23 protein-coding genes are annotated in these 23,118 nt (G+C 26.5%); 7 read left to right on the top strand and 16 right to left on the bottom strand.

Annotated features, from left to right (window positions below; translation table 11 throughout):
• Window positions 1–109: 109 nt before the first annotated feature.
• The gene (locus B0174_RS04935; protein ID WP_108558548.1) at window positions 110–937 is read left to right on the top strand and encodes a flagellin; all 828 of its coding nucleotides are present in this window, start codon (window positions 110–112) and stop codon (window positions 935–937) included.
• Window positions 938–977: 40 nt separating this feature from the next.
• On the opposite strand, the gene B0174_RS04940 is transcribed toward B0174_RS04935, so the two are convergent.
• From B0174_RS04940 to B0174_RS04960, 5 genes are all read right to left on the bottom strand, one after another.
• Window positions 978–1,424 (bottom strand): glycine zipper 2TM domain-containing protein, encoded by a 447-nt coding sequence (locus tag B0174_RS04940; RefSeq protein WP_108558549.1) that lies wholly within the window; start codon window positions 1,422–1,424, stop codon window positions 978–980.
• A 71-nt stretch (window positions 1,425–1,495) separates the two neighbouring features.
• A complete protein-coding gene (locus B0174_RS04945; protein WP_228156412.1) occupies window positions 1,496–1,843 on the bottom strand; it encodes a hypothetical protein in 348 nt (115 codons plus the stop codon).
• Entirely contained in the window at window positions 1,837–3,024 is a 1,188-nt protein-coding gene (locus tag B0174_RS04950) for a sensor histidine kinase (RefSeq protein ID WP_108558550.1), read from the bottom strand. Before B0174_RS04950 ends, B0174_RS04945 begins: the two co-directional genes overlap by 7 nt.
• Window positions 2,981–3,649 (bottom strand): response regulator transcription factor, encoded by a 669-nt coding sequence (locus tag B0174_RS04955; protein WP_108558551.1) that lies wholly within the window; start codon window positions 3,647–3,649, stop codon window positions 2,981–2,983. The genes B0174_RS04950 and B0174_RS04955 overlap by 44 nt, the downstream gene beginning before the upstream one ends.
• Window positions 3,639–3,869, bottom strand: coding sequence for a DUF1104 domain-containing protein (locus tag B0174_RS04960; RefSeq protein ID WP_108558552.1), 231 nt, complete (start codon window positions 3,867–3,869; stop codon window positions 3,639–3,641). The genes B0174_RS04955 and B0174_RS04960 overlap by 11 nt, the downstream gene beginning before the upstream one ends.
• A gap of 182 nt (window positions 3,870–4,051) precedes the next feature.
• Between B0174_RS04960 and B0174_RS04965 the strand changes: the two genes are divergently transcribed.
• On the top strand, window positions 4,052–4,705 hold the full coding sequence (locus B0174_RS04965) for a winged helix-turn-helix domain-containing protein (protein WP_108558553.1): 654 nt from the start codon (window positions 4,052–4,054) through the stop codon (window positions 4,703–4,705).
• Entirely contained in the window at window positions 4,705–6,477 is a 1,773-nt protein-coding gene (locus B0174_RS04970) for an ABC transporter ATP-binding protein (RefSeq protein WP_108558554.1), read from the top strand. Before B0174_RS04965 ends, B0174_RS04970 begins: the two co-directional genes overlap by 1 nt.
• Before the next feature lie 66 nt (window positions 6,478–6,543).
• Here the strand turns inward: B0174_RS04970 and kcuS are convergent, their stop codons facing one another.
• Complete coding sequence (gene kcuS, locus B0174_RS04975) at window positions 6,544–6,741, bottom strand: KCU-star family selenoprotein (RefSeq protein ID WP_108558555.1); 198 nt, start codon at window positions 6,739–6,741, stop codon at window positions 6,544–6,546.
• A 1-nt stretch (window position 6,742) separates the two neighbouring features.
• Window positions 6,743–8,845 carry a carbon starvation CstA family protein gene (locus B0174_RS04980; RefSeq protein WP_407641247.1) on the bottom strand — a complete coding sequence of 701 codons (2,103 nt, stop codon included), beginning with the start codon at window positions 8,843–8,845 and terminating at the stop codon, window positions 6,743–6,745.
• Between the two features lie 174 nt (window positions 8,846–9,019).
• Between B0174_RS04980 and B0174_RS04985 the strand changes: the two genes are divergently transcribed.
• On the top strand, window positions 9,020–10,195 hold the full coding sequence (locus tag B0174_RS04985) for an acetylornithine transaminase (protein ID WP_108558557.1): 1,176 nt from the start codon (window positions 9,020–9,022) through the stop codon (window positions 10,193–10,195).
• A gap of 27 nt (window positions 10,196–10,222) precedes the next feature.
• Here B0174_RS04985 and B0174_RS04990 read toward each other — a convergent pair whose 3' ends face one another.
• The 4 genes from B0174_RS04990 to B0174_RS05005 are packed head-to-tail and all read right to left on the bottom strand — an operon-like array spanning window position 10,223 to window position 12,898.
• Window positions 10,223–11,320 carry a glycoside hydrolase family 3 N-terminal domain-containing protein gene (locus B0174_RS04990; RefSeq protein ID WP_108558558.1) on the bottom strand — a complete coding sequence of 366 codons (1,098 nt, stop codon included), beginning with the start codon at window positions 11,318–11,320 and terminating at the stop codon, window positions 10,223–10,225.
• 10 nt (window positions 11,321–11,330) lie between these two features.
• The gene (locus tag B0174_RS04995) at window positions 11,331–11,759 is read right to left on the bottom strand and encodes a phosphate-starvation-inducible PsiE family protein (RefSeq protein ID WP_108558559.1); all 429 of its coding nucleotides are present in this window, start codon (window positions 11,757–11,759) and stop codon (window positions 11,331–11,333) included.
• A gap of 9 nt (window positions 11,760–11,768) precedes the next feature.
• Window positions 11,769–12,623: an ADP-ribosylglycohydrolase family protein gene (locus tag B0174_RS05000; RefSeq protein ID WP_108558560.1), complete on the bottom strand. Its 855-nt coding sequence runs from the start codon at window positions 12,621–12,623 to the stop codon at window positions 11,769–11,771.
• A gap of 8 nt (window positions 12,624–12,631) precedes the next feature.
• Window positions 12,632–12,898, bottom strand: coding sequence for a DnaJ domain-containing protein (locus B0174_RS05005; RefSeq protein WP_108558561.1), 267 nt, complete (start codon window positions 12,896–12,898; stop codon window positions 12,632–12,634).
• 95 nt (window positions 12,899–12,993) lie between these two features.
• Here B0174_RS05005 and B0174_RS05010 point away from each other — a divergent pair, with 95 nt between their 5' ends.
• Entirely contained in the window at window positions 12,994–13,617 is a 624-nt protein-coding gene (locus tag B0174_RS05010; RefSeq protein ID WP_108558562.1) for a DsbA family protein, read from the top strand.
• Between the two features lie 27 nt (window positions 13,618–13,644).
• Here the strand turns inward: B0174_RS05010 and B0174_RS05015 are convergent, their stop codons facing one another.
• The 3 genes from B0174_RS05015 to B0174_RS05025 all read right to left on the bottom strand — a co-directional run bounded on the left by B0174_RS05015 (window position 13,645) and on the right by B0174_RS05025 (window position 18,690).
• A complete protein-coding gene (locus B0174_RS05015) occupies window positions 13,645–15,336 on the bottom strand; it encodes an L-lactate permease (protein WP_108558563.1) in 1,692 nt (563 codons plus the stop codon).
• A 134-nt stretch (window positions 15,337–15,470) separates the two neighbouring features.
• A complete protein-coding gene (locus B0174_RS05020; RefSeq protein ID WP_108558564.1) occupies window positions 15,471–17,891 on the bottom strand; it encodes a PAS domain S-box protein in 2,421 nt (806 codons plus the stop codon).
• A gap of 10 nt (window positions 17,892–17,901) precedes the next feature.
• The gene (locus B0174_RS05025) at window positions 17,902–18,690 is read right to left on the bottom strand and encodes a substrate-binding periplasmic protein (RefSeq protein WP_228156413.1); all 789 of its coding nucleotides are present in this window, start codon (window positions 18,688–18,690) and stop codon (window positions 17,902–17,904) included.
• A 214-nt stretch (window positions 18,691–18,904) separates the two neighbouring features.
• Between B0174_RS05025 and B0174_RS05030 the strand changes: the two genes are divergently transcribed.
• Together B0174_RS05030 and B0174_RS05035 are read left to right on the top strand one after the other, a co-directional pair.
• Window positions 18,905–19,375, top strand: a complete 471-nt coding sequence (locus tag B0174_RS05030; protein WP_108558565.1) for a J domain-containing protein — start codon at window positions 18,905–18,907, stop codon at window positions 19,373–19,375.
• Window positions 19,376–19,423: 48 nt separating this feature from the next.
• Window positions 19,424–19,918: a type II toxin-antitoxin system antitoxin SocA domain-containing protein gene (locus B0174_RS05035; protein ID WP_108558566.1), complete on the top strand. Its 495-nt coding sequence runs from the start codon at window positions 19,424–19,426 to the stop codon at window positions 19,916–19,918.
• 359 nt (window positions 19,919–20,277) lie between these two features.
• On the opposite strand, the gene guaB is transcribed toward B0174_RS05035, so the two are convergent.
• Both guaB and gatA read right to left on the bottom strand, forming a co-directional pair.
• The gene (gene guaB, locus B0174_RS05045) at window positions 20,278–21,723 is read right to left on the bottom strand and encodes an IMP dehydrogenase (protein WP_108558568.1); all 1,446 of its coding nucleotides are present in this window, start codon (window positions 21,721–21,723) and stop codon (window positions 20,278–20,280) included.
• A 20-nt stretch (window positions 21,724–21,743) separates the two neighbouring features.
• Window positions 21,744–23,105, bottom strand: a complete 1,362-nt coding sequence (gatA, locus tag B0174_RS05050; RefSeq protein WP_165790396.1) for an Asp-tRNA(Asn)/Glu-tRNA(Gln) amidotransferase subunit GatA — start codon at window positions 23,103–23,105, stop codon at window positions 21,744–21,746.
• Window positions 23,106–23,118: the final 13 nt, after the last annotated feature.

A 23,118-nucleotide genomic window follows, 5' to 3' on the forward strand; every position in this document is an offset into this window, starting at 1 on the left:
TTGTTTTTATAAAAATAATTTTTCTAACTTTGTTCTTATTATATCAAAACTTAATAATAAATTAATCTTAAAAGGAATAAAATTTATTAAATGATAAAAGGAGTATATTATGCAAATAAGTTCAAACTCTACGATAAACCCGAATGTTTATGCAAGTGCCAATCAATCACTAGCGAGAATTGCTACAGGAATTGAATTAAACCAATCTAGTGATAATGCTTCTAGCTTATCAATAGCAAATAGTTTATTAACTCAATCAAATGGTTATTCAAAAGCTATTGAAAATACAAATTCAGCAATTGCATCAAGTCAAATAGCCTCAGGTGCAACAAACGAACAATCAAAAATTTTAGATAATGTAAAAGAAAAACTTCTTCAAGCTTCAACTGACACTACAAGTAAAGAAGGAAGAGATGCTATTTTAAAAGAGATAAAATCACAACTTGATCAATTTGATAAAATTGCAAGTGGTACAAACTATAATGGTCAAACTTTACTTCAAAAAAGTGCAACAAATAATTCAGCTTCAGATTCACAACAATATCAATCAGGATTAAAAGGAAATAATATAATTGAATCCTCAGGTGTTCAATCTAATACTTCAGGGCTTGGATTAACTAATCTTGTAAATCAAGATTCAGCAACTTTTACAGCAACAGATGCAAGAAGTTTTTTAGCAAATGTTGATAAAGCAATGAATGGATTAAATGATATAAGAACTGATATTGGTGCTACTCAAAAGCAACTAGAAAGTGCAAATAGAAATCTTCTTACACAACAAACAAGTACTTTAAATGCAGCTTCATTATTTGATACAGATTATGCAAAAGAATCTTCTAATTTTTCTAAGCAAAATATTTTAGCTCAAATAGGAGCTTATGGACAAGCTCAATCTTCAAATGTTAATCAACAAAATGTATTAAGACTTCTTAGCTAAAAATGAAAAAAGGCTCAAATAAAACATTTGAGCCTTTTTTTTATCTTCTATATCCACGATGACCATAATAAGGTCTATCATAGTAAGGTCTTTCATAATAATATCTCGGTGGTGGTGGAAATCTATCATAATTTCGGTACACAACTGTAACTTGTGCTGGTGGTCTTCTATAATAGTCATCATCATAATATCTATCAGTTCTTACATAAGTTGTTGTTCTTTCATAGTTATTATCCCTATAATCGTCTCTGTAAGAATTATCATAATTAGGATTTGAAGAATAAGATGGAGTTCTTGAATTATTTGCAATACTAGCACCTAATAATCCACCAGCAACTTTTGCTACATCTCGTCCATTACCTCTTCCAATTTGATTACCAATTGCAACACCAATTGTAGCTCCAACAAGAGTATCAAGTCCTATTGAATTATTATCTGCAAAAACTAAAGAACTTGTAATGAGAAACATTGATAATATTTTTTTCATTTTATAACTCCTGTTATATTTATGATGAAAGTATAAATCCTGATTGTGAATGTATTGTGAAAATATTTAGCTTATTTTAGTTTATCAAAAACCTTATATTCATCCCAATAAATATCCAATGCTTCCATTAATTTATCATCACTTAAATTTGTTTTCTTTTTTATACCAAATCTTGTAATAAAGGATTCTGACATAATGGTTTTTTCTACTGATGGATTTTTCATATACTCAAACATTGCTTCTTTTACAGCTCTTTCACTACTATATTTTAATAAATATCTATAAAAATATTTATCAATTGCAACTGGTAATTTAGAATGACATCGTACACAATTTGTATCATAAATAGTATCATCAATTTTTGCTGCATTTAAAGATATAAATGTTGTTAAAAAAAATATTAATACAATTTTCACCATGTTACTTCCACTGTTGTTCCTATATTAATTTGAGATTTAATATCAACTTTTAAATTATACTCTTTTGCAATTAAAGAGACTATATTTAAACCAATTCCAAATCCACCCACACTTTTATCAAATCTTGAATATCTTTCAAAAAGATTTTTAAGATTCTCTTTTGATATGCCTTTCCCACTATCTTCAATACTTAAAATATTATGGTTTAACTTCACTTTTATAAAACCAGCGATTTTATTATATTTTATGGCATTTGATAAAATATTATCAATTAATTTAGTTATCTTTTTTATATCACAAACAATAAAAACATCATCTTTTATATTTAAATGAAAAGTTACTTTTTTTATAGTAGCTAAACTGTTAAAATAATCTACTCTTTGCTTTAGCAAATTTGAAAGATTTATATCTTCATTTTTTGAAATAATTTGATTATTTAAAGTTACAAATGTTAAATCTTCATAAATATTTGAAATAGTTTTTGCACCTATTTCTATTCTATTTATTTTTTTCAATAATCTAGCATCTAAACTACTTTTATCAATCATTTCAATATTTGTAATAATTGCAGTTACAGGAGTATTTAATTCATGTGTTGTATCTTTTATAAATCTATCAAGTAAATGAAGAGCATCTCTCATTGGTTTTAAAACCTGTCTAAGTATAAAATATCCCAAAATCATCATAAAAGTAAATGCTAGTAAAAAAGATATTCCTATTTTATATCTAATTACTTCAAACCAAATTCCATCATCAGGAACTTCAACTATTATATATTTACTTCCTAAATAGTAAGATTCAGGTTCTTTTATAAAATGTATTTGTTTATGATTTAAGTAAATAATATCATCTAAACTTACATCATTTGATTCTAATGTAGAAAAAATCTTTTTTTTATCACTATCAAAAATGGCAGAATTAAATCTTTCATCCCTTGGATAAATATTATTTTTATCTATATTAACATGTAAATCTTTTAGTCTAAATATCAAATCATTTGAATAGTTTTGTAATACTTGCCTCTTTTCTTGAAGCATTAAATCTTTTTGAAATTGATAATATAAATAAGAGACTACACTTAAGATTACTAAGACCAGAAAAGAGTATAAAAAACTAAAACCTAAAAGTGTTCTAGTTTCACTTTTGGTTAAATCTATACCCGAGTTTTTTGAGACTAACAATTTTATCTTTCCCTAAAATCTTTCTAAGATTTTTTATATAAGTTCTTAAAGAGTTATCACTATACTCTTCGTCATAATCCCAAACATAATCATAAATTCTATCATGAACTAAAAGTTCATTTGGATGCTGTAAAAAGAACTTTAGAAGTTTCAACTCTTTTAAATTAAGTTTTATCTCTTCATTGGCATCTTTTAATTCACTTGAAATTGAATTAAAAGTTATAGTTTCAGTAATATTAACAATCTCACTTTTTTGCGAAAATTCTCTTTTTAATATTGTTTGAATACGAATTAAAAGTTCTTTTAATTCAAATGGTTTTCTAACATAATCATCACAACCACTTGAATATCCTTGTTCAAGAGAATCCACAGAATTTAAAGAAGTTATATAAATAGCGGGAGTATCATTTCCATCTTTTCTAATCTCTTTTAAGACTTGAAAACCATTTTTGATTGGTACATTTACATCAAGTAATAATAAATCAAAACGATTTTCATAAATTGAACTTAAAGCTTCTTCTCCATCATAAACACAAATTACTTCAAAGCCTTTTTCTTCAAGATAATCACAAACTGTGTCACTTAAATTTATGTCATCTTCTAATAATAATATTTTAGTTTTCATTTTGTTTCAACTCTTGTATATTTTGTTCAAATTGAACTTTCTCATCTTGTGTCATAGTTGGAATTCGTAAATTCAACTCTTTAATAAATTGAGCTTTATTTTCATCTTTTACATAACCAATAATTGCTATTAGCTCTTGAGTACTCATTTCTGAGTAATCTTCATGTTTTGCAAAAAGAAAAGTGAACAATAAAAGAAATATAATTGCGATTTTTTTCATTTTTTAAACTCTATTTTTTATTTTGATTGTAGCATATTAAATGTATAATAATTGTAGATAGTGTGGTTCTAAGCTTCTGCAAATAATTTTTTTTTGAAATCTAATAAAAAAAAGAGTGCTTAATTATTAAAATAATGTTATTATAAAATCATAAATAATAAATTTTGCTTCTAGGAATTTGTATGAAAACATTAAAATCTTTAAACATTTGTTACAAAAAAAACCTTGCTGATGAATTCAATAATTATATCTCTTCTTTTACAAATAGTTTATTTGAATATGATCATCATGATGAATTAATTGAACTAATAAATACAAATGAAATTCATTTTGTAATTACAAAATATAATTTTGAACTTTTAAAAAAGATTAGAGTTTTGAATAAACAAATACAGATTATTGCTGTTTTAGACGAGGTAAATCATACTCATTTATTAGAAGGTTTAGAGCTTCAATATGTAAAATTTATTCAAAATTTAGATTGTATAAATGTATTAATTGATATTTTAAAAGATTGTGTAAAAACTCTTGATACAAATAAATCTAATGTTTTAAATTTAGAAAATGGTTTTATTTATGACAAATATAATAAATCTTTATTTAAAAATAATTCAATTGTTCCATTAACTAAAAAAGAGATTTTATTTTTTGATTTCTTAATAAAAAATCATAATTGTTTTTTAAGTTATGAAGAGATAAATCAAAGTGTATGGAATGGAGTAATGACACAAGATTCATTAAGATCATTAGTTAAAGAATTAAGGAAAAAAGTATATAAAGAACTTATTAAAAATGTATCAGGTTCAGGATATAGAATAGATATTCAAGCTCAATAATGAATAATAAAATATCCTTAAAATATATATTTAAACTACTTCTTGATAATAAAAAATCTCTTATTATTGGGCAAATTATTACAATAATTGCAATTATAATAAGTGTTCCAATCCCCCTACTTTTACCACTTCTAGTTGATGAAGTTTTATTAAAAAAACCTGATTTTTTTGTAAATAATATTAATGAACTTTTTGGAACTACAACTGCTTTTTATTATATTGCAATTGTTACTTTTATTGTTTTATTTCTTCGTGTAATTTATTTTTTTGTTAGTGTAGTTGTTACTAAAATATTTACAAAAATCTCAAAATATGTAACTTTTAGAATAAGAGAAAAGCTTTTAAATCATCTTGAACTTGTAAATATGAATGAATATGAAAGTTTAGGTTCTGGTTCAATTGGTGCAAATTTAGTAACTGATGTAAATACTTTGGATAATTTTATAGTTACGGTTGCTAGTAAATTTATAACTTCAATTTTGACTTTAATTGCAGTTGCAATTGTCATTATCACAATAGACCCAATTTTAGGACTTATGATTTTATTTATTCAGCCAATTATTATGATTCTTTCAAAAAAAATAGCCAATAAAACTGGTTTACTAAAAAAAGAAGAGAACAGAGCAATTGAAGAATTTCAAAATAATATAAATGAAACTTTGGATTTATTTGGACAAATAAAAGCTAGTAATAAAGAAAATTTCTTTTTTAAAGATTCTATAAATAAAGCTAAAAATATCCAAAAAACTTCAAATGAATTTAACTATAAAAGTGTAGCTTATGAGAGATTTTCTTTTACCATTTTTCTCATTGCTTTTGAAATTTTCAGAGCAGCAGGACTTTTACTTGTGGCTTATAGTGATTTATCAATAGGATTAATGTTTGCTATGTTTGGATATATTTGGTTTATTATGACTCCTGTTCAAGATATATTAACAATTCAATACGCATATGCGAGTGCAAAAGGTGCAATGACTCGAATAAATAAAATATTAGAGTTAAAAAAAGAAAAAAATGGAACTTTAAAACTAGATTCAAAATCTAAAAAAGTAGATATCTCTCTACAAAATCTAAGTTTTTATTATAATGAAGATAAAGAAGTTTTAAAAAACATCTCTTTTGATATAAAATCAGGCGAAAAAATAGCAATAATTGGTGCAAGTGGAAGTGGAAAAACTACTATTGCAAATATTATTTCTGGTTTTTATGCTAAAAGTTCTGGAGATATTTTTTATAATAATATTAGTATTGAAAACTTAAATAAACAAAGCCTTAGGGAAAATATCTTTTTAGTTTTACAAATGCCTATTTTATTTAATAATACTTTGAGATTTAATATAACAATGGGAAATGAAAATATAAGTAATGAAGAGATTTTTAAAGCTCTAAAAATCGCACAACTTTTTGAAACTGTAGAAAATATGACAAATGGTCTTGATACAATTGTTGGAAAACAAGGAATTAGATTAAGTGGAGGTCAAAGACAAAGATTATCAATAGCTAGAATGATTATTGCAAATCCTGCTGTTGTAATATTTGATGAGTCAACATCTGCTTTAGATGTTCACACAGAAGTAAAATTATTTAGTGAGTTGGAAGAGTTTTTAAAAGATAAAACTGTAATTACTATAGCTCATAGATTAAGCACTGTAAAAAATGCTCAGATGATTTATGTAATAGATGATGGCAAAGTTGTACAAAGAGGAAATCATAAAGAATTAGAAGAAAAAGAGGGACACTATTTGGAGTTTGTGAAAAAACAATTAATTTAAAACTGAGGTAAAACCCTCAGTTAAGATAAGTCAAGATGTGTAATAAAAACCTTTATTCTAATAGACCTAACAACATTTATTTAAACCACCGCTATTATATTTTCTATCTATACACTCTTTAAAAAAATCACCCCTACTTTGTACTTGTTTATCAGGATGATTTCTTTGCATATGTTCAAGATATTTATCATAGCTAGATAGTCCCACAAGGGGATGAAAGAACCTTTCGGATTTTTCATAAAAAGCTTTGATTTTACTAAACATATTAAGCCTTTTTTAGACTATCAATATGAATATAAGGAGATTCTTTTAATGGAATTTTTATTCTTCCAATACAAATTCCAATCGTTGCAATAATTACTAAAATTGTACTAATCATAAAGAATATACATAAAATTGCATTCAAGATATTTGAGAATTTAATTTGTTGTGCAAGACTTATATCTTTATTTGCTTTTGCGATTTCATCTTCTTGTGTAAGTGTTAGAATTTTTGCTTCAAGTTCAACTATTTTTTTAGCTTGAATTTGTGCAATTGCCACATGACTTACAGCATTGTGAACTCTATCACCTTCTTTAAATGGTAAGATTTTTAAAATTCCACCATAAAGTGTTGCTGTTAAAACAAATACAGCAGGTACAACTGTAACCCAAGCGTATTTTTGTTTTCCCATTTTAAATAATACAGCAGTACCTAATAATAGTGCCATACCAGCTAACATTTGATTACTTACACCAAATAGTGGCCAAAGAGAATAAATTCCACCTCGTGGATCTATTGTTCCTTGATACAAGAAATATCCCCAACCAATAACACTAATTGCTGTTGCAATAATTCCTGCTAAATAATTGTTGGTATTTCCTAAAGGTTTATAAACATTTCCCAAAATATCTTGAACCATAAATCGACAAGCTCTTGTTCCTGCATCAACAGCAGTTAAAATAAATAAAGCTTCAAATAAAATAGCAAAGTGATACCAAAATCCCATCATTTCAATTCCACCAAAAAGTTCATGTAGAATTAAAGCAACTCCAATAGCAAATGTTGGAGCTCCTCCTGTTCTTGATAAAATTGTTTGTTCACCGATATTTTTAGTAAGATTGAGAATTTCATCAGGAGAAATAGTAAATCCCCAAGTTGAAATAGTTTGAGCAACAGTAACTACATCTGTACCTATAATTGCAGGTGATGAGTTAATTGCGAAATAAAGTCCTGGATGTAAAATAGTAGCCGTGATTAAAGCCATAATAGCAACAGCACTTTCCATTAACATAGAACCATATCCAACAGGAAGAGCATGAGTTTCATTTTCAAGCATTTTTGGTGTTGTTCCACTTGAAATTAAAGCATGGAATCCACTAATAGCACCACAAGCAATTGTAATAAATAAAAATGGAAATAATCCACCAGCAAAAACAGGACCTGAACCATCAAAATATTGACTGTTCATTTTTGGCATTTGAAGATCAGGAGCTACAACAATTATAGCAATTGCCATAAGTAAAATAACACCAATTTTTAAGAATGTCGATAAATAATCTCTAGGTGCTAATAAAAACCAAACAGGTAAAATAGCAGCAATAAATCCATAAGCCATCATAATAATTGCTAAAGTTGTAGCTTCAAAAGTAAATCTAGCTGCCCAAATAGGATCAAGTGCCACTACGCTTCCATAATGAATAGCTAAAATTAAAAGTACAAAACCTATAATAGAAGCTTCGCCAACTTTACCAGGTCTTATGTATCTCATATAAATTCCCATAAAAATAGCAATAGGAATAGTCATAGAAATAGTAAATAAACCCCAAGGAGAATGAGCAAGAGCTTTTACAACAACCATTGATAAAATAGCAATAATAATAAGCATAATCCCAAAAATAGCAATCATAGCAACTGAACCTGTAAAAGTTCCTAATTCATCTTTTATTATTTCACCAAGAGATCTTCCATCTCTTCTTGAAGATATAAATAAAACAACAAAGTCATGAACCGCACCTGCAAAAACTCCACCAACTAAAATCCATAACATTGATGGTAAATATCCCATTTGTGCAGCTAAAATAGGACCAACTAAAGGACCAGCTCCCGCAATTGCAGCGAAGTGATGACCAAATAAAACAGATTTATTCGTAGGAACAAAATCTCTTCCATCATCATGAACCATAGCAGGAGTTGCTCTGTTTTTATCTAATTCTAAAACTTTATAAGCAATAAACCTTCCATAAAATCTATATCCAATAGCATAAATACAAACAGCAGCAACAACTAAATACATAGCTGAAACTGTTTCTCCATTTTGTAAGGCTAGATAGCCAAAACAAACAGCTCCAATAAGAGCCACAAAAACCCATATAATTTTGTTCAAAATAAGACCTTTCAAAAAATAAATTAAGTTTGAGTATAACACAAAAATATATAAAGAATTATTGACTATATTTTTGATAATAGATTAAATACTAAGATAAATTTAAATATAGCAATTAATGGATTGTAATATTAATTTTATTCTTTTATACTCTTAGGAAGAAAATAAGGAGTAAAAATGGAAGAAGATAAATACTTATTACCTTTATATAATAGATTAAATGTAGCATTTGTAAAAGGTAAAAAATCTATTCTTTACGATGAAAATGGCAAAGATTATATAGATTTTGCTTCAGGAGTTGGAGTTAATAGTTTAGGTTACGCAAATAAAAAAATTGTAAAAACTATAAAAAAACAAGCAAAAAGAGTTTTACATACTTCAAATATCTATCATATAAAACCACAAGAAAAATGTGCAAAAAAAATAGTTGAACTAAGTAATTATGATATGCAATGTTTTTTTTGTAATAGTGGTTCTGAAGCAAATGAGAGTGCAATAAAACTTGCAAGAAAATATGGAAATATATCATTTGATAAACCAAAATATAAAATCATAACAATAAAAAATTCTTTTCATGGAAGAACAATTGCTACTTTAAAAGCAACGGCTCAAGAAGATAAGCATAAATTTTTTGGACCTTATCCTGATGGATTTGTTTATGCAGAAGATATAAATCAAGCCATTTCTTTAATAGACGATTCTACTGTTGCTGTTATGCTTGAATTAATTCAAGGAGAAGGTGGCATTTTTATGCAAGATATTTCTCAAATAAAAAAGCTAGAAAAAACATTAAAAGAGAAGAAATTACTTTTGATTGTAGATGAAATTCAAACTGGAGTTTACAGAAGTGGAAACTTTTTAATCTCTCAATATTTTGAAATTAAGCCAGATATTGTAACTTTAGCCAAAGGATTAGCAACAGGTATTCCAATTGGCGTTATGATGACTAGTAAAAAAAATATTTTTACTTTTGGAGATCATGGTTCAACTTTTGGAGGGAATCATCTAAGTACTACTGTTTCTTGTAAAGTTTTAAATATTTTAGAAGAATATTCAAATAGTGGAATATTGCAAGAAAATATCAAATTTTTTGATAGTTATCTTCTTTATTTTATGAATAAATATCCAAATTTATTTAAACAAAAAAATGGTCATGGATTTATGCAAGGACTTGTTTTAAAAGATGATACAAAATTAAATGAACTAATCAATTCTTCTTTAAAAAATGGTTTACTAATTTTAAAATCAGGGAAAAATATAATTAGATTTTTACCACCTTTAAATATCACAAAAAAAGAGATAATAAAAGGTTTCAAAAGATTTGAAAATTCTATAATTGAAACCTTAAAATAAGCAATTATTAGCTCTTTATAAAAATATTTAAATACCCATCATCAAATCAATTCTTTGATTTGATTTGATGATTTGCTCTAATGAAATTTGTTTATTTAGTATTTGAGAATAAACTGTATCAACTATTTCTTTTAATGTTATTGGTTTTGCTAATTGATTTGCGAATAAAAGCATATTTACACCTGAATTAATAGACAAAGTTAAAGTTTGTTTTAAATCATAATGTTTTGAAATAGCGTACATTTGTAAATCATCACTTACTAAAACTCCTTCAAATCCTAACTTATTTCTTAATAATTTTGTGTTTATGTTATAAGATAAAGTTGCTGGATTTATTGCATCAAGATTTTTATTATAAACATGAGCTGTCATTATCATATCAACTTTATTGTTTTTAATAAAATATTTATAAGGTTCTAACTCTTTTTCATTCCAAGTATTTGTAATATCAACAAATCCTAAATGCGAATCTCCTAAAGATGAACCATGTCCTGGAAAGTGTTTTAAAACTGAAATTATATTTTGTTTTTTTAGTTCATCAACAAATATTGAAGAGTATTTTATAACTTCATTTGATGTTTGTCCAAATGATCTCCCACGCGTTACAATTACTTTATTATCTTTATTAATTGCCAAATCAACAACTGGTGCGAAATCTGTATTTATTCCAGATTCTCTTAAATCTTTTGCTAATAATTTATATGTTTGTCTCGCAAAATCTTCACCTTTTAAAGCCACATCACTAGCTTTTAAAGTATTTACAAAACCATCTTCAACTTTTAATCTTTGAACAATTCCACCTTCTTGGTCAATAGAAATCAAAAGTTTTTGTTTTGAAATACTTTGAAGTTGTGATGTTAGTTTTTTTAATTGTTCTTTATTTCTAACATTTTTTACTTTTTTCTTATCATTTGGGTCTTTATCAAATAAAATAACTCCACCGAGCCCTGCTTTTATATCTTTATATATTTCATCATTTTGATTTATATTTTCACCATTAAAACCTAGAATTACCATTTTTGAAATCATTTTTTCAATTTCTTCTTTTGTATAACTTTCATTTGCTAATAAACTATTACAAATAGTAAACAATAAAATAACTATAACTAAAAAACTTTTTTGCATATTAACTCACTTAATTTAAAAATTTATCTTCTATTTTTCCATTTAGAAGGTATCTTTGTGATGTTTTTACTGATAAATATCGAATCAACATCAAAAATAAAATAACACCTGATAAAATCATAAGATTAAAATTTATAGGACTAGAAAACAAAGCCTCAAAAGTATTTAAATCCTCTTTATTTACCTTTACAACATTCACAATAAACTCTCTTAAAGCCAAAATAATAAAAGCATCTACAAGCAAAGTCATTGATACTCTTTGTTCTCTTACATAATTTACAACTGCTCTTACAATTTCCAAAAAAATCACAAAATAAAGCATATAAATAATAAAATCCATAAGTTTATCAAGAGCTAATGCAATCAAAAATAACACAGCTGTAATTGATAATTCTATATATAACTTATCTGAAAAAAAATTTAGCAAAGTTTTTCTCATAAATACTCCTTAAATTTTTGCATTTATATTCATCCACTCTTTTGGTAATTGCCCAATTTCATTATTTGCCATAAATATTAAAGTAGCAATCATCGCTCTAGCACTTGTATCTCCACCAGCTTTTGAGTTTGCTATTATCATCTGTTTTAAGTTATTATATTTTGTTAAAAGATAAATAACTCCACTAAATCCATCATCAATACCACAAGCTGGTCCAAAATCTCTAATAGCTTTAAAGCTATCTTCCTCTTTTGAATTTAGAGCATTTTCTATCATATTTTGAAAATATTTATCACAAGTATCTTTTAATTTTATAATTGATTTTTTTATATCATTTTTTTCTAAAACTAAAATCAATAATTTTGCAAAAAAATCTGCACATTGTTTTGCTTTTTCACTATTATGCGTAATACTTACAAAGTTTTCTACATTTTTATAAAACTCTTCTTTTGTTTTTGAAACTTTTAAAAGTGCAGCGATTCTTCCAACTATTGATAAATCTGTAGAGCTTGAACCACAAGGTTTTGTTTTATTTTGAATATTTTCAATTGTATTTCTTGAAGAAGCATCCACATAACCTGAATAAGTTTGCATTTTTTCAAACCAAAAATCTTCATAAGCTTTAGCATCAAAACTATTTTTGTCTTTCAAAAACTCATATAACCATAAGGTTTGATCTCCATAATGAGTAAAATCACCTGCAAGTTTTCCTTTATGCCATAAAGCAATTGGTGCATTTAAGCCATTCCAATTTATTGAGTTATTAATTAATTGTTCTTCATCATAAACCCAATGTGTTCCTAAACAATATGAATCAACAACTAACGAGCTTATTACTAAATCTTTTATTTTTTCTTCAAACATTTTATCTCCTATTTATTCCAATTTTTGTAGTTTGTAAATGATGGAAATTGGTGTTTAAATTCATCTTTATCAAATGAAAAATAGTACGAATCCATATATGCACAAAGCATATCATAATTTTTTTTCAACTCTAAAAATTTCTCAGGATCTCCTGTTTCCATATCTGGATGATATATTTTTGAGAGTTTTAAATACTTTTTTTTTAAATCTTTTTTTGAAACCCTTGTTAATATTCCAAACATATCAACAGCTTTTTCAAACTCTTCATATTCCATAAAAATCCTTTTTAACTGTTTCATATTGTACTCAAAAAGTTTTAAAGCAAATTAATATTATTTAAATACAATACAAATAAAAGAAAAGGAAAATAATGATTTATACTTTATATTATGTACATGACCCAATGTGTTCTTGGTGTTACGCTTTTAAATCTACATTGGATAATCTTAAAAAACATCTAAATTCAAACATAAAAATCATAAATGTAGTTGGTGGTTTAGCAGCACATAGTGATGAAATTATGCCAAAAGATATGCAAGAAAAAATAGAAAATATTTGGTATGAAATAGAAGAGAATACGGGTGCAAAATTTAATCATAATTTTTGGAAAAACTGTCAACCAAGGCGTTCAACCTATCTAGCTTGTGAAGCAACAATACTTGCAAGATATGAAAATAAAGAAGATGAAATGATAAATGCTATTCAAGAAGCTTATTATTTAAAAGCCTTAAATCCAAGTGATTCATCAACACTTATAAACTTAGCAAAACAAATAGGAATGGATGAAAAAAAGTTTGAAGAGGATTTAAAATCTCAAAAAATTGAAGATGATTTACAAGCTGAATTAAACTTTAGGCGTTCACTAAATGTGAGAAGTTTTCCATCTTTGATTTTGAAATATAAAAAAGAGTTATATCCTATAAACATAAAATATAATGATTATGAAGCTATGTTAACTCAAATAACAAATATGACTGAAAATACCTATTTTTAAAAAGAGAAGTTTAAAACTTCTCTTTTTTTATTTCATAAGTGGATCTGCAAGTCCTAAGAAATACATTCCAATAAGACCAATGATTCCCACAATTACACAATAATAAATAGTTGGAATAACTGTTTTTCGAAGAGTCTCTCCCTCTTGATCAAGTAATCCAACAGTTGCAGATGCTGCAACAACATTATGAATAGCAATCATATTTCCAGCAGCAGCACCAACAGCTTGAAGTGCTACCATAAATGCAGTTGAAATTCCTAAGGCATCTGCAACACCAAATTGAAATTGAGATAACATCATATTAGAAACAGTATTACTTCCTGCAATAAATGCTCCTAAAGCTCCAACCATTGGTGCAAAAAATGGATAAATATCTCCAACAGAATGTGCAACAAAATTTGCCATTGCAATTGGCATAGAATCAAATCCAGAACCATTTACACCTGAATTAATCAAAATTCGAACAAGTGGAACTGTAAATATAAGGACAAATCCAGCACCAATCATAACTTTTGAAGATTCACCAACAGCTTCTTTTAACTCTTTAAATTCCATTTTATGTAAGAAATAAGTAAGTAAAACCACAAATACTAAAATCCCACCTGGTAAATATAAAGGAGCCATAGAGAAGGTTAATCCCTCACCTAAAATATTTTTATATGAAAATGCAAATGAAGAAATAATTTTTTTCACATCTGGACTTACTCTTGTAATTACCAAAATAACAGCAACTAAAACATAAGGAATCCAAGCTTTTGTTAAAGACATAGGAATTTTTGAAGTCATTGCATCAAATTTCATTTCAAATTTAGAAACCCAAGAAACAGGCCATTTTTCTCTAGGAGCAAAATCCCAAGTTTTTTTAGGTACTAAAAAACCACTTTTTGCAGCAAGAATAACTATTGGAAGACCAACTAAAGCTCCAACTAAAGATGGAAATTCAGGTCCTAAAAAAATTCCTGTTAAGGCATAAGGAATAGTAAAAGCGATTCCTGCAAAAATAGCAAAAGGTAAAATTGCTAAACCTTCAGTCCAAGATTTATTTTGTCCAAAAAATCTAGTAAGCATAATACACATAAATAAGGGAATTAGTGTTCCTGTAATTGCATGAGTAATTGCAACTTCTGAAGTAATTATTTGTAAATAAGTATCCCAAGAAGAACCCGTACTTTGTAAAGTTGCACTAATTCCTGCTGAATCTAAACCTTTAGTTACACCAATTAAAATAGGAGTTCCAACAGCACCAAAAGAAACAGGTGTACTTTGAACCATCATTCCAAGCATTACAGCGGCCATTGCTGGAAAACCAATAGCAACAAGTAATGGTGCCGCAATAGCAGCAGGTGTTCCAAATCCTGAAGCACCCTCAATAAAACATCCAAATAACCAAGCTACGATAATTGCTTGAATTCTTCTATCTGGACTGATATTATTAAATCCTTGTCTAATTACAATAATTGCACCTGAATGTTTTAAAGTATTTAAAAGTAATATAGCTCCAAAAATAATCCATAAAACAGATATTGTAATTAATACACCTTCAATTGTAGAAGCTAATACTCTATTAAATGAAACTTCCCAAACTAAAAATGCGATAGCAACTGCTAATATATAAACCAAAGGCATTGCTTTTTTTGCAGAAACTCTAAGTCCTACTAGTAAAATACCAGCAAAAACTATAGGTAACACTGCAAAAAATGCTTGAAGACCTAAACTCATATAATTCCCTCCTATAAAAAATTATAGAAAGAATAGTTAGGATGTATGATATTCTTATGATAAAAAAGCTTACTAATTAAAGTCTTGATAAATTATACTTAATGATATTTTTTGTAACTATTTGTAATATAAAATTATATTTTTATTTTAAAAGAAGCTCCAAAATAATTTGCATCTTGATAATTTATTATTTTATTGGAAACAGTAAGTTCTCCCTTTAACTGTTTTGTAACAATCTCTTCACTCATATACAAACCAATTCCTGTTCCTAAAGATTTGTGTTTAGTAGTAAAATATGGTTCAAAAATATGTTCAATTATATTTTCATTAACTCCACCTGCATTATCTTGGATTTCAATACAAATATTTTCATCTTCTTTATAAATATCTATAAAAATATATTTATTTTCAATATTTTTTTCCAATAAGGCATCTTTTGCATTATTTAAAATATTCATTGATACTTGTAGAAATTGATTTTCAATTCCATTTATAAAAAGTTTTGTATTTCTTAAAAAAATAACATTGATTTCTTCTTTTATAAACTCAGTTTTTAAAAGATTTATTGATTTATCTATTGTTTTTTTTACTTCAAAATCACTTTTTTCTAAATCTTCTTGATAAAAACTTCTAAAATCATCTATCGTATCTGACAAATATTGTGTTGAACTTAATATTGATTCAACAAATGTTTTTACTTCTTCTTGTGAATATAAACCATCTTCTTGCCACAATTTAATACCACTTGCAGACATACTAATTACACCCAAAGGTTGTCGCCATTGATGGGCGATATTTCCAATCATTTCACCCATTGCTGCCATTTTTGATTGTTGATATAAAAGCTTTTCTTTTTCATTTATTAATTTTTGTTGCTCTTTTTGTAAAGTAATATCAGAAAATAAAGCAATATAATTTATAAGTTTTTTTTCTTCATTATAAACTGTACTAATTTTTAATCTTTCGATATAAAGTTTTCCATTTTTTCTTTTGTTTATAATTTCACCTTCCCAATAATTACTTAATTTGATTTCTTCCCACATATTTTTGTAAAAATCTTCATTTTGAATATCTGATTTTAATAATTTTGGATTTTTTCCAATAACCTCAGACAAAAGATAACCAGTATTTTTTTCAAAAGCTTTATTAACATTTACAATATTTACATGTGCATCTGTAATAATAATTCCATCATGCGCATTTTCAAAAACTTTATAAGCCTGTTTTAACTCCAGTTCTTTTTTCTTTTTTAAGGTTATATCTAAAGCAATAGCAACATATTCTATATTATTATCTTCTGCTTCAAAAGATGATAACATAAACTCTAAAACCCTTTTATTGCCTAAAGAATCGACAATAGACAACTCTTTTTGAATATGATCTTGTTTATTCAGATTTTCAATAATATTTTTTAACCATTTTTTCTCTTCTTGCATCCAACAACTATATTCCCAAATCCTTTTTTCATTAGATTGAGTATCTTCTTTTGATAATAAAGAAGAAAAAGATTGATTCATCTCTATTATTTTTCCATTTGAATCAACAACTAAAGCAAAAGAATTACTTTGTTCAAACAATATTTTAAATTTTTTATGAAGTAATAACTCTTTATTTCTTTTTTTATTATAAATATACAATATTGATAAAACCAAGAATATTGATAAAATCAAAAGAGTAAAAATAATCATTAAAAAGATATAGCTTTTTTCTTCCCATGATTGTAAACTTTTGTCATAATTTAATCTAACAATTACTCCAAAAGGAGAATTTGGCGTTTTATCAAAAGAAATAATATTTTTTTCATTATTAAAATCTGTAATAGCAGAAAAAGCATTTTTATCTTTTATTGTTTTAAAAAACTCTTCATCATTAATTATCATCTTATTTTTTTGTGTAAAATCATTTGAAACTAAAACTTTTCCATCTAATCTTATTAAATCAATATAACAAAATTCAATATTCAAAAATTCATTATATCTATGCATTAAAAAGTCACCATTTACAGCTATTAAAACTTTGTAATTTTTATCTTGAAAATCTATCTCTTTGAGAATTGGAAAAAAATTTATATCAAGTTGATTGGTATCATATTTAATCTCATGTGCTTCATTAAAATCTCTACCTTCTAATACATCACCAACCAAAAACATATCAGTTTTAAATTTAAGTTTTGGATAAAATGAATCTAAATTTACATTTAAATTTTTATTTAAAAAATTTGAACTACTAATAATCTGATTATTTTCATCCACAATATTTATAGACCTAACTTCTGGATTATTTTTAAGTAATTCTTGTAATTTATTATCTAAAATAGAAAAGTCACTATTTTCATAAGTTAAATACGAATTTATATTATTTACAAGAAAATCCATTCCACTTATTGTTCTTGAAAAGTTATCAACAAAAATACTTGAATATAACTGCACTAGCTTTAAATGGGTTTTTATAGCTTCATCTTTAAGGATAGAAATAGAAAAAAAGACACCTGAAATAACAAAAAAAACAATAAAAATACTAGTCAATAATAATTTAGAAAATAATTGAAAACTCATAAATACACAATTACTTTAAATTTACAATTGGTTCTAAACCATTTTTTTTAGCAAATTGTAAAAGCCTTCCATCTTTTTTTATATCACTCAAAAATTCCTCAACTCTATTGTAAAAGGCTTCATCATCATATTTCATTGCCCAAGAATAAGGAGTTTTATAAAAAGTCTCTTTTGGTTCAATTAATACAGCCCAAGAAGTATCCGCAAGCATCTTTTTCCCAAAAGGATAATCAGTCATAAAAACATCTGCTCTTCCAGATTGAACTTCTTGTTCTCTTTGGTGGATTTTATCAACCACTAAAAGTTGTGCATTTTTTAATCTTTCTTGCATAATTGGCTCATGATAAGTTCCTTTTTCAACAACAACTACATTTCCTTTTTTATCAATATCATCCCAATTATGTACTCTTCTATTATTTTTTGTTGTTATTGCATAAACATCACTTGATAAATGTGCAGTTGTGAATCTAATTTTTTCTCTTCTTTGAGGAGTATTTCCAATAGCAAACATCGCTATATGACATTTTGAATTTGTTATATCATCTATTAAAGTCGTAAAAGAGCTATTTATAAATTTAAGATTAACTCCTAAATCTTTAGCAAATTCTTTTGCTAAATCACTATCTATTCCCATAAATTGTTGCGTTCGCATATCAAAATATGAAATTCCATAATACTGTGGCCAGACACAAACTCTTAATTCTTTCTCTTTAATAATTTCTTCTAAAGAATTATATTGAGCAAAAAGTTGCATATTAATAAAAGCAATAAGATAAAATAATATTTTTGTGAAATTCAATATAATTTCCTTTAATAATTAAAGTTTTAATTTTTTTGCATTATATTCAAATTTATAGAGATATATTATTAAAATTAAATAAATTATTTATACTTTTTATTTTTTTAATAATAGTTTTATGTGTAAAATTACATTTATGTTTATATACCTCCTTAATTTACTTATTGACTAAACAATTATATAATGAACCCTTTATTTAAAAGGATAATATTTTATGTACAACAATACGATTATTTATATTTTTAATAGATTAGTTAGATTAGCTTTTTTATTTTTTATTTTTTATTTAATATTTACTAATTTTGGGACTTTTTTAATGATTGTAGGAATTTTCTTTGTAGTTATTGGTTTTTTAATTTATAACTTTAAGAAAAAAATGAGAGCAAATAGTTTTAGTTTTAAATTTGATAGTTCTCAATTTCAAAATGGACAAAATTTCAATTTTAATGAGTTTAGAAATTTTAATCAATCAGATTTTAAAGGTTTTGCAAATGCTCCAAGGGTTGATGAAGTTGCAAAAGCAAAAGACTTTTTTGGATTTACTCATACACCAACAAAAGAAGAGATAAAAAAAAGATATAAAGAACTAGCCCATAAATATCATCCAGATATAAACAATGGTGAAGATACAAAAATGAAAGAGTTAAATCATTATAGAGATATTTTAATGAAAACTGTTAGCTGAGTTTAAAATAGATACAGTATACTTCAAACAATAAAACAAAGGAAAACCTTGAACATAGATATGACAAAAGTAGCAAATGTAATTTTATATATGTTACATAAACAAGTAAAACACTTAAATGATAAAAAAGTAGCAATTATGCTTTTTTTAATGGATTTTAATCATCAAAAATTTTGTGGTCAAAAAATATTTAATGAAACATATATAAAAGGCTCACGCCATCCCGAGCCTGTAATAATCAGCGAACTTTTTGATATAGTTGCAAATGAAGAGGATTTAGAAGAAGATGACGAAAGAATCTTTTTAATGCAAGAATTATTAGATTATTTAGATATTGAAGTTATTGAAAAAGAAAAATTTATAGAATTAAATTTTATAAAAATGGAAGAAGAATATGATGAATCAATATTTTCTAAAGATGAACTAAAAACTATCTATAAAATAGTAAGTCAATATCAAGATATAAGTTCAAGAAATATTGCTAATGATTGTTTTAAAATAGATGAAGTTAGAAATACAGCAAAAGGTGAAATAATTATTTAATAAAAGAGAAGAGAATTAACTTCTTCTCTCTATTATTAACTTTAATACAAAACAAATAATAGTTAATACAAATGCAGGAATTAAAGTAAAGAGAAAGAAAATCCCACTAAAACACCCTGTTCCACAAGTCATAAAATAAAAAATCATATATAAAAACCCACAAAATGGAGCTAATGTTACAATTGAAGAGATTATAAATAGAATTTGTTTTTCTCTTATTTTATTAGATTTAAGAATAATTAGAAATGGTAATAGATGAAATAATAGTAATATTAAATAAAAAAATATATCTGATAATAACATCTAAACTTACCTTTTATTTTAGAAAAGATGATGTTTAAAACACCATCTTTATTCTTTTAGATATGATAATTTGGTGCTTCGTTTGTAATAGTTACATCGTGAACATGAGATTCTCTTAATCCTGCACTTGTAATTTCCACAAATTCTGCTCTTTCTTGGAAAGTTGGAATATCTTTTGAACCTAAATATCCCATAGATGATCTTAATCCTCCAACCATTTGATGAATAATATCTGAGATTGTTCCTCTATATGGAACCATTCCCTCAATTCCCTCAGGTACAAGTTTATCAGCAGCTGTTCCTTCTTGGAAATATCTATCAGTACTTCCTTTAGTCATAGCTCCAATAGAACCCATACCTCTATATGTTTTAAATTTTCTTCCATGTGATAATACAACTTCACCTGGAGATTCTTCTGTTCCAGCTAACGCACTTCCCATCATAACACAACTAGCACCAACAGCTAAAGCTTTTGCAACATCACCTGAATATTTAATTCCACCATCTGCAATAATTGGTGTTCCAGTTTTAGCACCCTCAGCTGCACATTCATCAATTGCACTTATTTGAGGAACACCAACACCTGCAACAATTCTTGTTGTACAAATACTTCCAGGTCCAATTCCAACTTTAACAGCATCAGCTCCACAAGCAATTAAATCAGCAGTAGCTTCTGCCGTTGCTACATTTCCAGCAATTATTTGAACATCCATTTCAGCTTTAATATTTTTAACAGTATCTAAAATACCTTTTGAGTGACCATGAGCTGAATCTAAAACTAAAACATCAACACCAACTGCAACTAAAGCTCTTGCTCTATCAAGTTGACCAACACCAATAGCAGCTCCAACTCTTAATCTTCCAAATTCATCTTTATTTGCATTTGGATATTCTCTTTTTTTATTTATATCTTTGATTGTAATTAATCCAATAAGTTTATTATCACTATTTACAATTGGTAATTTTTCAATTTTATTTGCATGCATAATATCAGCAGCTTCTTCTAAAGTTGTTCCCTCTTTTGCAGTAACTAAAGGCATAACTGTCATTTTATCAATAGCTCTTTGAGTAAAATCTTTTGTAAATCTCATATCTCTATTTGTTAAAATTCCAACTAAAATATTATTATCATCAACAACTGGAACACCAGAAATTTTATAAGAAGCCATAATATCTTCAGCATCTTGAAGTGTTTGTTCTGGTTTAATTGTAATTGGGTCAATAATCATTCCAGATTCTGATTTTTTTACTTTTTTGCATTGTAAAACTTGAGCTTCAATATCCATATTTTTATGAATTATTCCAATTCCACCAAGTCTTGCCATTGCAATAGCTGCTTCGTATTCTGTAACTGTATCCATAGCTGCACTTACAAAAGGAATATTTAAATCAATTTTTTTAGTAAGTTTAGTTTTAGTACAAACTTCTCTTGGTAAAATTTCTGATTTTGCGGGTACTAATAATACATCCTCAAAAGTCAATGCTCTTTTTCTTATTTTCATTTTTTAATCCTAGTTAATATTTATTTAATATAGTTAATAGCTTTTTCTAAAGATAAAGCACCGTCAAATAATGTTTGTTCATTGTATGCATTCGCAATAAATTGAAGACCAACTGGCATTCCATCTTCGTCTTTATCAACTGGTAATGAAATAGCAGGAAGTCCAGCTAAATTTATTGAAATTGTATAAATATCACTTAAATACATTTCCAATGAAGTTTTAAACGAACCAAATTTTGGAGCAGTTGTTGGTGCAACTGGAGATAAAATCAAATCAGCTTCAGCAAAGATAGCAGAATATTCATTTTTTATTAAATGTCTAACTTTTTGAGCTTTTATATAATATGCATCATAATATCCAGAACTTAATACAAAAGAACCTAACATAATTCTTTTTTGTACTTCAGCTCCAAAACCTTGTGATTTTGTTTGAAGATACATATCTTTAAGTCCAGATTCACCTTTTCTATTTCCGAATCTAACACCATCAAATCTTGCAAGATTCGCAGATGCTTCAGCAGTTGCTACGATATAATAAGTTGATACAATTTTATCAGTATCTAACATATTTTTATGGATAATTTTATGCCCTGCTTCTTCTAAAGCAATTACTGCTTTTTCAAAACCTTTTTGAATTGCAGGACTAGCTTGTGATACAAAGTTATCAATAACAGCAATTGTTAATTTTTTATTCGGGTTAAGTTTTGGAGTCACAGCTTCATAATCAATATTGGCAGATGTAGAATCCATAGGATCATATCCTGAAATAATGTCATATAAAATTGCTGCATCTTCTACATTTTGAGTTATTGGTCCACATTGATCTAATGAAGACGAATATGCTGTAATTCCATATCTAGAAACTCTTCCATAAGTTGGTTTCATTCCAACAACACCACAATAAGCAGCAGGTTGTCTTATACTTCCCCCAGTATCTGTTCCAAGTGCAGCAATAGCAATTCCAGCAGCAACAGCAGCTGCACTTCCTCCACTACTTCCACCTGGAACTTTTTCATTATCTATTGGATTTAAAGTTTTTCCATAACAAGAAGATTCTGTTGAACTTCCCATTGCAAATTCATCCATATTTGTTCTACCAAATGCAGATAAACCAGCTTTTTCTAAATTATTAATTACAGTTGCATTATATGGTGAAATATAACCTTTTAAAATATTACTAGAACAAGTAACTTCCCAATTTTTAACATTTATATTATCTTTTATTGCTATTGGGATACCTATTCCAGATGTTGAGATATCTGTTGAAGTTAATTGTTCAATATAAGCACCTATATTATTTTCTTTTATTTTTTGATTTAAATTATTTCTTAGTTTTTTTATATCATCACTAGCTAAAGTTAGTGCTTCTTTTAGAGTTATCAATCGGTTCTCCTAT

The organism is Arcobacter caeni (genome assembly GCF_003063245.1).
Taxonomy (GTDB): domain Bacteria; phylum Campylobacterota; class Campylobacteria; order Campylobacterales; family Arcobacteraceae; genus Aliarcobacter; species Aliarcobacter caeni.